Annotated in this window: 13 protein-coding genes; 5 read left to right on the forward strand and 8 right to left on the reverse strand. The window is 59.4% G+C overall.

Going from position 1 to position 12,409, the window contains the following annotated elements:
* Position 1 precedes the first annotated feature (1 nt).
* On the forward strand, positions 2-424 hold the full coding sequence (locus L6990_RS05140; RefSeq protein WP_237202995.1) for a YchJ family protein: 423 nt from the start codon (positions 2-4) through the stop codon (positions 422-424).
* Between the two features lie 6 nt (positions 425-430).
* Here the strand turns inward: L6990_RS05140 and L6990_RS05145 are convergent, their stop codons facing one another.
* A complete protein-coding gene (locus L6990_RS05145) occupies positions 431-1,300 on the reverse strand; it encodes a spermidine synthase (protein ID WP_336604470.1) in 870 nt (289 codons plus the stop codon).
* A 72-nt stretch (positions 1,301-1,372) separates the two neighbouring features.
* On the opposite strand from L6990_RS05145, the gene L6990_RS05150 reads away from it, so the two are divergent.
* Both L6990_RS05150 and L6990_RS05155 read left to right on the forward strand, forming a co-directional pair.
* Complete coding sequence (locus L6990_RS05150; protein WP_237202996.1) at positions 1,373-1,984, forward strand: GNAT family N-acetyltransferase; 612 nt, start codon at positions 1,373-1,375, stop codon at positions 1,982-1,984.
* A gap of 80 nt (positions 1,985-2,064) precedes the next feature.
* Positions 2,065-3,141, forward strand: a complete 1,077-nt coding sequence (locus L6990_RS05155) for a glutathione S-transferase family protein (protein WP_237202997.1) — start codon at positions 2,065-2,067, stop codon at positions 3,139-3,141.
* Positions 3,142-3,152: 11 nt separating this feature from the next.
* Here the strand turns inward: L6990_RS05155 and L6990_RS05160 are convergent, their stop codons facing one another.
* Both L6990_RS05160 and L6990_RS05165 read right to left on the reverse strand, forming a co-directional pair.
* The gene (locus L6990_RS05160; protein ID WP_237202998.1) at positions 3,153-5,084 is read right to left on the reverse strand and encodes a hypothetical protein; all 1,932 of its coding nucleotides are present in this window, start codon (positions 5,082-5,084) and stop codon (positions 3,153-3,155) included.
* 2 nt (positions 5,085-5,086) lie between these two features.
* A complete protein-coding gene (locus tag L6990_RS05165) occupies positions 5,087-5,629 on the reverse strand; it encodes a hypothetical protein (protein ID WP_237202999.1) in 543 nt (180 codons plus the stop codon).
* Positions 5,630-5,861: 232 nt separating this feature from the next.
* On the opposite strand from L6990_RS05165, the gene purB reads away from it, so the two are divergent.
* Entirely contained in the window at positions 5,862-7,295 is a 1,434-nt protein-coding gene (gene purB, locus L6990_RS05170; RefSeq protein ID WP_237203000.1) for an adenylosuccinate lyase, read from the forward strand.
* Between the two features lie 4 nt (positions 7,296-7,299).
* On the opposite strand, the gene L6990_RS05175 is transcribed toward purB, so the two are convergent.
* Complete coding sequence (locus L6990_RS05175; RefSeq protein ID WP_237203001.1) at positions 7,300-8,247, reverse strand: hypothetical protein; 948 nt, start codon at positions 8,245-8,247, stop codon at positions 7,300-7,302.
* A gap of 103 nt (positions 8,248-8,350) precedes the next feature.
* On the reverse strand, positions 8,351-9,157 hold the full coding sequence (locus L6990_RS05180; RefSeq protein ID WP_237203002.1) for a di- and tripeptidase: 807 nt from the start codon (positions 9,155-9,157) through the stop codon (positions 8,351-8,353).
* Positions 9,158-9,336: 179 nt separating this feature from the next.
* Between L6990_RS05180 and L6990_RS05185 the strand changes: the two genes are divergently transcribed.
* The gene (locus tag L6990_RS05185) at positions 9,337-10,308 is read left to right on the forward strand and encodes an EamA family transporter (protein ID WP_237203003.1); all 972 of its coding nucleotides are present in this window, start codon (positions 9,337-9,339) and stop codon (positions 10,306-10,308) included.
* 2 nt (positions 10,309-10,310) lie between these two features.
* Here L6990_RS05185 and L6990_RS05190 read toward each other — a convergent pair whose 3' ends face one another.
* From L6990_RS05190 to L6990_RS05200, 3 genes are all read right to left on the reverse strand, one after another.
* Positions 10,311-11,099 (reverse strand): spermidine synthase, encoded by a 789-nt coding sequence (locus L6990_RS05190; protein ID WP_237203004.1) that lies wholly within the window; start codon positions 11,097-11,099, stop codon positions 10,311-10,313.
* A gap of 85 nt (positions 11,100-11,184) precedes the next feature.
* Positions 11,185-11,514 carry an acylphosphatase gene (locus L6990_RS05195; protein WP_237203005.1) on the reverse strand — a complete coding sequence of 110 codons (330 nt, stop codon included), beginning with the start codon at positions 11,512-11,514 and terminating at the stop codon, positions 11,185-11,187.
* An 8-nt stretch (positions 11,515-11,522) separates the two neighbouring features.
* Positions 11,523-12,338 carry a nitrilase-related carbon-nitrogen hydrolase gene (locus tag L6990_RS05200; protein ID WP_237203006.1) on the reverse strand — a complete coding sequence of 272 codons (816 nt, stop codon included), beginning with the start codon at positions 12,336-12,338 and terminating at the stop codon, positions 11,523-11,525.
* Positions 12,339-12,409 lie beyond the last annotated feature (71 nt).

Genomic DNA, 12,409 nt, shown 5'->3' on the forward strand with positions numbered 1-12,409 from the left:
CATGATTGACTTTCACACCCGCTGCCCCTGCGGCACCGGCGAGACCTATGGATCATGTTGCTATCGCTACCATGCCCGTTTCGCTGAAACCGGTGAGCTCACCGCACCAACGCCAGAGGCTCTCATGCGATCGCGCTTTACTGCCTTTGCGGTGAGTGATGCCCCCTACCTGCTTGCCACCTGGCACCCCAGCACCCGGCCGGCGTCCTTAGACCTGGATGAGACCCTGCGCTGGTACCGGCTGGATATTCTGGGCACCAGCGGGTCGGTCTTTGAAACCAGCGGAACAGTACATTTTGCCGCCTACTACCGGTCTGTGCCGGGCACTGCCCCGGACGCCCGAGTCAGGGGAGTGCAAGAAGAGAACTCCCGCTTTGTCAAAGAGGCCGGTAACTGGTTCTACATGGACGGGGAGGTTGCCTAGCGGGCTCTAGCTGGGGTCGCGGCGCGGGGACGCCGAACGGGCGAACTCGCGCACCCAGGCGTCGTCCTTGTACTGAGCAGGCACTCCGCCGCCTAGCAACCGCTTAGAAATCGCAGCGGTCACAGCCTCACCATCAACAGGCAACGGGGAATGCGAGCCAGCGATAATGATATTGCCGCGGCGGCGCCCCTTAAGCATGGCAGGGTCAGCCACCGCGGCGGTATGCTCGAAGACCCGCGAAATGGCAGCAGCCTCAGCGCGGGCACCTGCCAGGTCACGATTATCGCCGCAGTTGATGATGTAAAGCCCGCCGGTATCCAGCGTTTTGGCCGCCATTTCGGTGAATTCAAGAGTAGTCAGCGGGGCGGGGGTGATATAGCCAGAGAACACATCGCGAATGATAATATCCCTCGAAGCTGGCGCTAGGGTCGCGGTGACAGCGCGCGCCTCCCCCACCCTAATCTTGACCAGGGGCGCCTTGGGCAACTCGAACCATTCACGCACGAAATCGGCGAGTTTAGCGTCCAACTCAACCACGGTATTGCGAGAGCTGGGGTAGACGTCAGCCAGGTAGCGTGCCATGGAGCACGCCCCACCACCCAGGTGGGTGATACGCAGTTTAGCGGGGTCCAGATGAGCGTCCACATGGGGTTCAATGACGGCAGCTAGCCAGCGCATGTACTCAAAGTCCAGCGCGCGGGGGTCACCCAGCACAATGTGGGAGCTTTCCATGCCGTTGATTTCTAGCACCCAACCGTTGGGGGTGTAGTCATCCTCAATCAGCTCTGCGGTGCCGGTTGAAATCTCGTAGACGCCCTCAACGGGGCCACCTTCAATCTGCTGTTTTTTCTTAGGAGTTCTTCTGCGTTTAGCCACTCTCCCAGTCTAGTGCGCGCTGACGCATAGACTGAGGGGGAACAATATGACCTTGGTGAAAGGACGGCGAGTGTGGGGTTTGCAGTAGAGGGCAGGTACGTGCTGGTACCGGTGGAGCCAGCGGACGCGCAGAAGTACGTGGACCTGCAGCTGGACTGCTTAGCAGAGACCTATAACGAGCTAGTGGACGCCGGTTTTGGCGAGCGCCAGCGGGCGGAACGTGACAGCTGGCTTAAGGAATTTGATCAGAACATTACTGCGCCGAAGGTGCGGGCTTTCTTCGCCTACGAGAACCCGGCATGGCAGCCGGGTGCACCCCTGTCGTGTGCGATGGGTGGGGCTGTGGACTGGGAGCAGCCGGTGGGTTTCGCGCTTTCGCGGCCCGGCCCTCTGGAGTGGGAACGCCGTATAGGGCTGCCCCTGGTGCCCGAAGGGACGCGGGAGCTGACCCACCTCTACACGCTAGCCAGGACGCACGGCACCGGGTTGGGCGCAGCTCTCTTTGATGCGGTGCTCTATGAGGAGGAGCCTGCCTATCTCTGGTATATCAAGGGTAATGAGAGGGCAGTGCAGTTTTACGAGCGTCTGGGTTTTGCCCAGGATGGCAGGTTTGTGGACTGCCAGGGAGCCTGGGGTGAGGCTGTCACCGGGCGTATGTTTCGCGGGGTAAGGCCACCGGCCTAGCGAATTTTGAGGCTGAGATGGGCGTCCCACATCTTAAATAATTACTTTACTATGAAAATAATATTTGAGATGATGGACTAATGACGAACCACACCACCGAACGTTCAACCCGCGGCGCCTACGTGCACGAGGGTGAAGAGTTCAATCGAGATACCACCTATATCGAGGACCGCATCGTAGCGGACCCGCAGGCCAGCAACGACAGCGAGCACCAGCTCTGGGCCGCAGAAGCTGGCGCCTACCGCCTGGTCGCCGCTCGCGCATGCCCCTGGGCCAACCGCACTCTGATTGTGCGCCGCCTTCTCGGTCTAGAGGACGCTATCTCGGTGGGCCTCCCCGGCCCCACCCACGATGCCCGCTCTTGGACCTTTGATCTGGACAAAGATGGCAAGGACCCAGTGCTGGGCATCGAACGCATTCAGGATGCCTACTTCAAGCGTTTCCCCGATTACTCCCGCGGTATCACCGTGCCCGCTATCGTCCATGTGGAAAGTGGCGCGGTGGTCACCAACAACTTCCCTCAAATCACCGAGGACTTCGCCAAGGAATGGGGCGCCTTCCATCGCGAAGGCGCCCCTGATCTTTGGCCTGCTGACCAAGAAGACGAGATGCACCAGGTGATGAAGCGCATCTACACCGAAATCAACAACGGGGTCTATCGTTGCGGTTTCGCTGGCTCCCAAGATGCCTACGAGAAGGCCTACCAGCGCCTGTGGGACGCCCTGGATTGGGTGGAAGAGCGCCTGTCCACCCGCCGCTACCTGATGGGCGATAACATCACCGAAGCTGACGTGCGCCTCTTTACCACCCTGGTGCGCTTTGATTCCGTCTACTTCGGTCACTTCAAGTGCAACCGTCAGCCGCTAACTACTATGCCTAACCTCTGGGGCTACGCTCGCGATCTCTTCCAGACCCCCGGCTTCGGGGATACGGTGGACTTCCAACAAATCAAAGAGCACTACTACATCGTGCACGAGGATATTAACCCCACCGGCGTCGTCCCCGCTGGCCCCCAGTTAGAGAACTGGCTCAGTGACCACGGCCGCGAAGCCCTGGGAGGGTCCCCCTTCAACACGGACGCCGGCGCCACCGCACCCGGGCCGGTCAGGGACGGCGAGCACGTCACCCCCGGCCACAACCCGCTCTACCCCGCCTAAGCTCACCCGGGCTAGAATCTAGACCCCGCCCCCACCCCGTGGAGGGCGGGGTTTCTGCCATCTGGAAGAACAGCGGGCGATACTTCGATGGGGTTGGGCGAGTAGGTTTTAATCTTGTCATCTGGCATGGGCACCGGCGGCGTTTCCTTCCCACCGGGGTTCCAGGAGAGGTCTGGGGGATAAAGTTCAATATCGCCAATTTTGATGTTCTGCAGGGCACTGTTCAGTTTCTCATCAGCAGGAACTATCACCTCGTCGTTGAGCCAGTCCACGCCCTCATCCAGGTTTTGATAGACCTCGGTGGGGTTAACCGGTTGGGTGAGGTCATCCATGTAGCCAGAGGGAACACGGCTTCCGTCTGCAAGGTCTGTCTTCTTCAAGACGGTATTGACACTGTCCCCTGCCAGATCGGCCGCATCTTTTGCGCTCACTGATAGTTCCGACGTCCCGTGGGCTATGCCCAGTAAACGTTGCTGGTTAAGCTCCACCTCGGTGAGGTCTGAATCTTGGCTTGACCCTGCGTAAACGGTTGTTTCACCGGCTCGGAAGTCCCCGTTGAAGAAGTCCGCCAGCACCTCTGACTCTTGGTTGAAGCTTTCGCTATTTTGGGCCTCGCTCAGGTAACCCTTGCTGCCATGAGGGTCGCCCTCATTCCAATAGTTGAGGGAGTAGTCTTCTGTGGGCTGGTAGTGAGGGTTGGCCCCCTGGGTTTTCGGAACGTAGTCTTTCTTGTTATCCATACGAATGTGCGCCACCCCTGGCGGTGCAGCGCCTATGTCGCTGACCGGGGAACCCTGGGTAGCAACCACCTGCACGTTGTACCTGCTTCTGAACTCTTTGTTGTTAGCCAAAGACATGGCCACCACTCCGCCCTGGCTATACCCATTGAGCATGATAGGGGTATCAGAGTCTACACCCTCTTCTCGCAACATTTGGTCCACCAACTGCATAGCAGCAGAGGACTGCGCCAACGGGACGTCCGGGTCATCAAGCAGGGCAGCATTGGCAATGTTTTCAGCCCAGCTCGCCGTACCGCCGTCATAGTTTGCCAGTAGGTCAGACAGTTCACCATCGGTTCCGGGCAGGGTGATAATAACGCGCTCCTGCCCGGTTTGCTCGTCGTAGTGCCGTTGCAGGACGATATGGTCCCACTCGTTGACGTAATGTTCGCCCTGGTAGTGGTCGTCTACCGCCTGGTGGGCGCCACTGACCAGGTAGTTCATCTGCACCAGGTCAGCGGCTGTTTTTGGCGGCCCATCAGGGCGTAAGTTCTCACCGGTTTCTGGGTCAATCCAGGGGTCAATCTCGTTACTGATATCCTCAAATACCCTGAGTCTGCGGACTAGCCCGAAGCTTTTTGCGGTGTCGTGAAGCTGGTCGGTCGCGCCCGAAATAACGGTGCGCCCCACCTTACTGGCGCGGAAGGCCTCAAAGCTTTCAATAGCCGACAGCGTGCCATAGGCGGCCTTCTTCCGCACAAAGACGCTCACCGCCCTATCTGCCAGCTCGACCTTAATCTCAAGGCTATCGAGCCGGTAGCCAAAGGCAGACCCCACAGAACGGGCAAGAGATAGACCCTGCTGGTGGGCGGCTTCATAGCCCCGCAAGACATCGGAGGCAAAAGCCTCAGCTGCCTCATAGTTGGCAGCTGACTGACGCACGGCAACCGCTAGCCTCTGGGCGGCAGCAGCGAGGGTAACCAGTGTAGTGGCACCCACAGTGAGACTGCTGAAGGCAAGAGCCCCCTGGCCGCTGGCATCTAGGGCAGCAAGAGCACCGACCTGAAGGGCAACAGGAGCTAGCCGGCGCCCCAAGCTCTCATACCGGTCTGCCAGGGCTGATAACTGCTGAGAGACCGCAGTTAGCTCTGCTGTATCAACGCTGACGATGTGAGTGGCGCCGGCAGGTACTAGGGAGAAATCCGGTGTTACCGCGATGGGCATAGTTACCTCCCCACCTGCGACAGTGCACCAGCCACCTGGTTCAAGAGGGGGTCGGTTAAGTGGCTCTGTAACTCATTCTGCAGAAGGGTCAAACCGGAGCGGTCGGCATGGGCAATTACATCATCCAGGACACCTTCAACCTGACTCATACCCAGCAGAGCGTTATCAATGAGGGCTCCCACCCCGCCCAGGGTGGCGGCCAGGGCATCAAGACTGGCTCCGATGGTCTCACCTGCATTTCGAGTGGAGGTTGCCGCTGCCTCCAACTCCCCTTGAAAGGCTGCGTTGGCTACCTGTTCTTGGGTCAAAGCCTCCCTAAAAGCTACCGCCGCCTGCGAGCGCCAGCTCTCCAGAGAGTAGGCCCTACTTTCGGCAGCAATGCTCTCTAGCTCTTGCACTTCGGCGTCAATATGTGCCCCGAGCGCCCGCGCCCATTCTCGCACTCGCGCCGCTAGCCCACTGGCTGAAGCGCTAGCGGACGCCGCGGCGTCCGCACCCAACCCGCCACGACCCAACGCTGCCGTTATGTCTGCTGTGCTGGCCATCTGGTTTCTCCTTTCAAACGTCACCTGCCCACAGCATAGAAAAGAGAAACTGCCTCAGCACTACCGCCAGCAGCCCTGTGGATGAGGCACGCCTTCACAGAATGAACTGGGGCGGCACCCAGGGAAGAAAAATGGTGAACTTGTGACGGGGTATGACCACCCGGTGCACACAGGCTGATACAGAGAGACGTCAAAGGTGCAGAACCCCTAGTGCCCGTGAGAAACTAGACCTATGTCTCATCGTGATAACTGCACCACACTGCCCAACGGCCGCCACTCACTCACCGGCGCCGGTCTAGCCCTCGGCGCTCTGGATGGCCGCTACAAGGCCGCTACCGAAACTCTGGTTGACTACCTTTCAGAAGCCGCGCTCAACCGTGACCGCGTGCATGTAGAGGTGGAATGGTTCATCTACCTCTGTGATCACTCTGTCCTGCCCGGTCTGTCTCCCCTGACAGACGCCCAGCGCGATGGCCTGCGCGCCATCGTCACCGAATTCACCGAAGAATCTGCCCTTGAACTAGCTGAGATTGAAGCGGTTACCGTTCACGATGTGAAGGCGGTGGAGTACTTCATTGGTCGCCGCCTTGAAGCTCTAGGACTTGCCCATCTGACCCCTCTGGTTCACTTTGGGTGCACCAGCGAAGACATCAACAACCTCTCCTACGCCCTGGGTATCAAGGACGCCGTCACCAATGTCTGGCTGCCTGCAGCCCGCGGCCTGGTAGAGCAGATTATGAAGCTGGCAGAAGAGGCCCGCGAGGTGCCCATGCTTTCGCGTACCCACGGTCAGCCCGCTACTCCCTCAACCCTGGGTAAGGAACTGGCTGTCTTTGCCTACCGCCTGAACCGCCAGATTAAGCAGGTTGAAAACGCCGAGTTCCTGGGCAAAATCAACGGCGCAACCGGCACCTACTCAGCCCACACTGTGGCTGTACCCGGTGCTGACTGGCAGAGGATTTCAGAAGACTTTGTCACCGGCTTGGGTCTGGACTGGAACCCGCTCACCACCCAGATCGAAAACCACGACTGGCAGGCGGAGCTCTACTCCTCCATCGCCCACTTCAACCAGGTGCTGCACAACCTCTGCACCGACGTGTGGAGCTACATCTCCATTGGTTTCTTCCGCCAGATTCCCGTGGCAGGTGCGACCGGCTCCTCAACCATGCCGCACAAGGTTAACCCCATCCGCTTTGAGAACGCAGAAGCTAACCTCGAGATTTCCAACGGCCTGCTGAATACGCTGGCTTCAACCCTGGTGCAGTCCCGCTGGCAGCGCGACCTCACCGACTCGTCCTCCCAGCGCAACATCGGTGTGGCCTTTGGGCACTCGATACTGGCAATCTCAAACGTAGTTAAGGGCCTGGAGCGCCTGGACATCGCCACCGATGTCATTGCCGCTGACCTAGATGAAAACTGGGAAGTTCTTGCTGAGGCCATTCAGATGGTCATGCGTGCTGAGGCTATTGCAGGAGTTGAGGGCATGGAGAACCCCTACGAGCGTCTCAAGGATTTGACCCGCGGTCACCGCGTAGACGCCGCTCGTCTCAAGGAATTTGTGGCAGAGCTGGGTCTATCAGCCGACGCTGAAAAGCGCCTGAGCGAGCTAACCCCGCACACCTACACCGGTCTAGCAGCCCAGCTTTTGGAGCACGCTAACCGCTAGCGCTTTAGCGCCCCATCCGCCCGCGTGCCTTCAAGTACGCGCGGGCGGCCAGTCGGGCGCCGATAGCACCGGGGTGGTTCTGCGGTAGCTCAGCAGGCTCTGCTACCGCTAGAGCCTCCTTCGCCTGTTCTGCGCCTTCAGTGAGGATGCCTCCCGCACCCTGCCCATCGTCAGCGGTGACAGCGGGGGTGCCGGCAGTTGCATCTTCGGTGTCGTCAGCTTCTGCCCCGGCGTCCTGAAGTAAATCCCGGCTTAAAAACTGGGGAAAGTCTGCCGGCGGCTCCCCCAACTGCTCGGCCAGCTGTTCCACCAGGCTGGCAGCAAAAAGCTTGCGTTCTTTGCTGTTGGTCAGCACAGCGCTACCGGTCTTAGCTAACTGCTCGCCTGCCTTGATGAACAGGAAAGCTTGAGGGTTACGGGCCGCAAAAACACCGATAGCACCTAGTAGGTTAAAGCTCTGACCCTGCGGAGTGTTCTGCCGGGGTGCATCCAGGGCTGCCAGGAGGTCATTGACACCCCCTCCCAAAAGCTGCTCCGCAGCGTCTTCAGCATCTGCCACCTGCCGCCCGTGCAAGAGCGCAAGCGCATGCACATAAGTCTTAATAGCCTGAGCTGAACCCACATGAGCCGCGGTATTGACCCCCTGCTGAGCGCTCAGCCCCGCACCTGCAATTTTCTGGCCGGCGCTACCCAGGTGAGACGCTGCGCGGGTTGCCAGGGCAATCTTAGGGTTACGGGTAAGGCGACCAACTGCCCCGGGGGTGAACTGCTCAGCACCAGCACTTACCCCACCTACCAGGGTGAAGTCCCTGATAAAAAGAGCGCTCACCCTGCTCAACAGTTGCTGCGGGGTGTCATAGGGGTGCTTTAGACGCAGCTTCTTGAGCCGGCGAATCGCCAGCGGTTGAGGCTGTTGGCCAGCAGAGGGCGTACCGGGAGCAGAGTCAGTCATGGCTTCATTCTAAGACACTAAAAACCCACCCCGCCCGAGACCAGCAACGGGTGCTGACTCAGACAGGGTGGGTGAAGATGGAAGGACGCCGGAGCGTAACCCCCTAAGCCTCGATGGGTGCGCCGCCCTCGGTATCACCCTCAGGGTTCTTGACGCCTTGAGCGGCATCGTCCACCAGCTTGGGTGCGCGGTCGGTGTTAAGACCGGCGGGGAAGACGGCGGGCAGGGCGCCGAAGGTGTCAGCGACTGATTTCACCACGGCACGGCCGAGTGCCAGGTTGGCACCGCCACCTACCACAGCGCCGATACCGAAAGGCATAGCGCGGCCCAGCAGTGCACCGGACTGGCGGGTGAGGAAGCGCTTGATGAACATGTTGCGGATGGTGCGCTCGATGCTAAAGATCTTGCCGGAATCCTTAGAGCCCATCATCATGCCCCACTTGCGGGAGACACCACCGGTCTTACCGGTGTGCGCCAGCATGGAATTCATGAGCACGGAGCCGTCTTCGCCCAGCATGATTGCCATAACCATGAGGCGGGCCTTATCGGGGTCTTCTACGTGCACCCCATGCAGCTCTGCCATGGACTGAGCGTAAATAGCAGTGCGCTCAAGGTAACCGCCAACCGCCAAAACGGACAGGCCTACAGAAGCAGCTGTGCCTAAACCGGGCACGAAAGCTGAGGCACCCACTGCGCCGCCGCCGACGGTGACATCGCGCAGGTAGGCCTTCTCAAGGCGCTTCGCTAGCTGGTCCGGGGTTTCGTGGGGGTACTTCTCGCGCATCTTTTTCAGCGCAGAAACGATGAGGGGGCGTTGCACCTTCAGCACGGTGTCAACAGCTTTGGTCACAGCGGGCTTGGGCTTGCCATCAGAATCAAAGGCACTGGAGGCATTGAACATATCAAACATACCGCTAGTTTACTGCCCAGCGCCCCACTATGAACAGGCTACTTGTCTTTTGTACGCCCAGGGCACATATTCCGATACGGGGATGAAAGCAGGTGTCCACACCGCAAAACGCTCAATTTTCACCGCTAGTTGGCCTGGGCTATCGTATGGTGAGGTAGCAGCCGCCTTGAGAGGACTCCATGACACAGCGCCCTAACGCCCGCAGCACCTACACCGGCGTCGCCCTGGTCATCGGTTCCGCCCTGTCGCTACAGTTTGGTGCGGTTTTTGCCTACCAGCTGTTCCCGCAGTTGGGCTCCTGGGGTGTGACCACCCTGCGCCTGGGTGTTGCGGCGCTGATACTCACCCTCATCGTGCGCCCCAAGGTAGGCCAGTGGAGCGCCGGGCAATGGAAGGCAGTAGCACTCTTTGGCGGCTCTATGGCGCTAATGAACGGCACTTTCTACGCCGCTATTGAGCGAATCCCCATTGGGCTTGCCGTCACCATCGAGTTTCTGGGGCCTTTAGTTTTAGCTGCACTGCTGTCACGCCGCGGTATTGACTTTGTATGGCTAGGCATCGCTGTGCTGGGCATGGGTGTGCTGGGCTACGAAAGCCTGCATAGGGCTGCAGATTATGATCCCCTGGGCGTACTTTTTGCCCTCATTGCAGGGCTTGGCTGGGCGCTCTACGTACTTGCCAGTGCAAAGGTAGGCCAGACCGTTCAAGGCACCGGCGGGCTAGCAGTTGCCATGGCGTTTGCTGCCGTCTTTTTACTGCCCCTGGGGGCGCCCGGAGCTATCAAGGGCATCACTGACCCCCACCTGCTTCTACTAGCGGTAGGCACCGGCCTGCTTGCTTCACTGGTGCCCTACACCCTAGAACTTATGGCTCTGCGACGCCTACCGCGCAATACCTTCAGTATTCTGCTCAGTCTAGAACCCGCGGTGGCAGCAATAGCTAGCTTCTTCCTACTGGGACAGGTCACCGGGCCGGTGCGCTGGCTAGCTATCGCCCTGCTCATTGCCGCCAGCGTGGGCGTGACCCTTTCTGCCCGCAAAAATCCCGGCCCTAAAGAGGTGCAGCTGGGTGAGGTAGCGCCGGTGACCGCGTCCCTGCCCATGATTGAGGATGCCGCTGCCCAGGGCTCGAAACCACAAAAGCCCGAGTAAGGCTAGAGTTCGCCCACCCAATCCGCCAGCTCGTGAGTGTCTAGCACGGACGCCGGGTGCGGCCCAGCCGTCAGAATCCGGGCGCGGGTATCGGCGTCCAGCGGTCGCTGTGAACAAACCAGAATCAGGTTGCCCGCATGTTTAGCGGTCAGCATGGAACTTTCGGTTAGGCACCAGACGTGCTCAAAAGTCTCTAGCAGGGTGCGTGCTTGGGCGGCGAAGAAGGTTAGACCGGCATCGTCCCCCACGTTCACCGCCAGCATGCCTTCTTGAGATAAGGCATCACGCAGGTCGATATAAAAGCCCTGTGTCGTGAGGTGTTCGGGAGCTGACCAGCCCGAGAAAATATCGAGCACCAGTAAATCTATGCCCTCTGGGGCATTTAGGTGACCCGTCAGCTGAGGTGCCGCTGCCGCCGCGTCCTCAATAAGAACCTGGCAGTCGGTGCCCGCAGGCAGGGGCAACTGGGAAATGACAAAGCTGGGTAGTTCCCGCTCAATATCCACGGCAATTTGGCGGCTACCGGGGCGGGTTGCCTGCACGTAGCGCACCAGCGTCAGGGCGCCGGCCCCCAAATGCGCAGCAGTCATAGGCTGGCCTGCAGGTGCCACCAGGTCAGCTATGTGGCCAATGCGGCGCAGGTACTCGTAGAAAATGTGGTCAGGGCTGGCGAGATCCACGTGGGACTGTTCAGCGCCCCCAATCTCGAGGATGTAGCCCGTCTCGCTGAAACCATCGCGAGCAACGGAAGCAGAAAGCCCCGAGAAGGAGAGCTGGATATTCTTGGTCATAGAATGACCCTACCGTTTTGGGCGCTTTTAGTTCCATTTGCCTATGACTAGTACACACCCCATAGAACTAAGGGCGTCCAAAACGCTAGTAGATGCCGAAGCTCTTGTAGCGCCCTTCTGGCTCACCAATTTCAGCCTGCACCTGCTCTACGTGACCGGCGGTATCACCTGATCTAAGAGCTGCAAGCAGACTCTCGCACCCCGTCCAGCTGCCCTGGGCGATAACCTCAACGGTTCCGTCATCGAGGTTTTTTGCGTAGCCCACCAGCCCCAGAGGCTTTGCCTCACCGGCAACCCACCAGCGGAAACCAACTCCCTGCACCCGCCCCGAGACGATAGCAGCTAACTGCGCCTTGGCAGGCTCCGCTGCCTGCTTGGTGCCCTTGTCATCGGAGAGAAAATCGAAGAAACCCACAGTGCCTCCTAGTAACCTAACTTCGCGTTGTCTAAAATCGGTAGCGCTTTCTTAGCCTGGGTGACCTCGCCCAAATCTAGCTCTGCAATCAGCACCTCGGGCGCTTCGCCCGCTTGAACCAGGGTTCTGCCGAAGGGGCTGACCACCCGGGAGTAGCCCACACCGAGCGGCTGGGTAATATCAACGCGCGGGTCGCTCACAGCCGGGGAGGCCTGGTCCGCAGCAAGAATGAACATGTTGGAATCAAGGGCGCGGGCGCTGGTCAGAATTTGCCACTGCTCAGCCTTACCTTCACCGCCAGCCCAGGACGCCGCTACGATAGCAGCCTGCGCACCGGCACGTGAGTAATCAGCAAAAAGCTTGGGGAATCGTACGTCATAGCAGGTGGCCAGACCTACTTTCACGCCGTCCACGGTAATGAGCTTCAGCTCCTTACCGGCTTTGACCCCGTCTGATTCTTTCACGCCGAAAGCGTCGTAGAGGTGCACCTTGGTGTAGACCGTCTCCACACCATTCTGGTCGAAGGCATAGAGATTGTTATGCACCCGCAGGTTCCACTCGTCCGCCAGTTGCACGGGGGCAAAACCTCCGGCGACCACGGTGACACGGTGCTCCCGCGCCAGATTGCCCAGGGTCTGGCGGAAGCTAAGCTCGTGCTGGGCGGCATCATCGTAGAGAGAGCCGCCAAAACTGACCATGCTTGCCTCGGGGAAAACTACCAGGCGCGCCCCTTGACTCACCGCTGCCTCGGTGTACTCGCGCAGTAGCTTCAAGTTAGCGGGGACGTCTTTAGTGGACTGAATCTGGCAGAGGGCAATCTTCATAGTCCCACTTTAGGCAAGAAAGGTGCTTATTCAAAGGGTTTATCGGCTGATACAACAGGGCAGGGAACGGT

It is taken from the genome of Rothia endophytica (assembly GCF_928381505.1).
In the GTDB taxonomy this organism is placed as follows: Bacteria; Actinomycetota; Actinomycetes; order Actinomycetales; family Micrococcaceae; genus Rothia; species Rothia endophytica_A.

Excerpts from the sequence above, each read along its gene's own strand:
- L6990_RS05140 (WP_237202995.1), top strand. The coding sequence starts at position 2 with ATGATTGACTTTCACACCCGCTGCCCCTGCGGCACCGGCGAGACCTAT.
- L6990_RS05155 (WP_237202997.1), top strand. The coding sequence starts at position 2,065 with ATGACGAACCACACCACCGAACGTTCAACCCGCGGCGCCTACGTGCAC.
- L6990_RS05160 (WP_237202998.1), bottom strand. The coding sequence starts at position 5,084 with ATGCCCATCGCGGTAACACCGGATTTCTCCCTAGTACCTGCCGGCGCC.
- L6990_RS05165 (WP_237202999.1), bottom strand. The coding sequence starts at position 5,629 with ATGGCCAGCACAGCAGACATAACGGCAGCGTTGGGTCGTGGCGGGTTG.
- purB (WP_237203000.1), top strand. The coding sequence starts at position 5,862 with ATGTCTCATCGTGATAACTGCACCACACTGCCCAACGGCCGCCACTCA.
- L6990_RS05175 (WP_237203001.1), bottom strand. The coding sequence starts at position 8,247 with ATGACTGACTCTGCTCCCGGTACGCCCTCTGCTGGCCAACAGCCTCAA.
- L6990_RS05180 (WP_237203002.1), bottom strand. The coding sequence starts at position 9,157 with ATGTTTGATATGTTCAATGCCTCCAGTGCCTTTGATTCTGATGGCAAG.
- L6990_RS05185 (WP_237203003.1), top strand. The coding sequence starts at position 9,337 with ATGACACAGCGCCCTAACGCCCGCAGCACCTACACCGGCGTCGCCCTG.
- L6990_RS05190 (WP_237203004.1), bottom strand. The coding sequence starts at position 11,099 with ATGACCAAGAATATCCAGCTCTCCTTCTCGGGGCTTTCTGCTTCCGTT.
- L6990_RS05200 (WP_237203006.1), bottom strand. The coding sequence starts at position 12,338 with ATGAAGATTGCCCTCTGCCAGATTCAGTCCACTAAAGACGTCCCCGCT.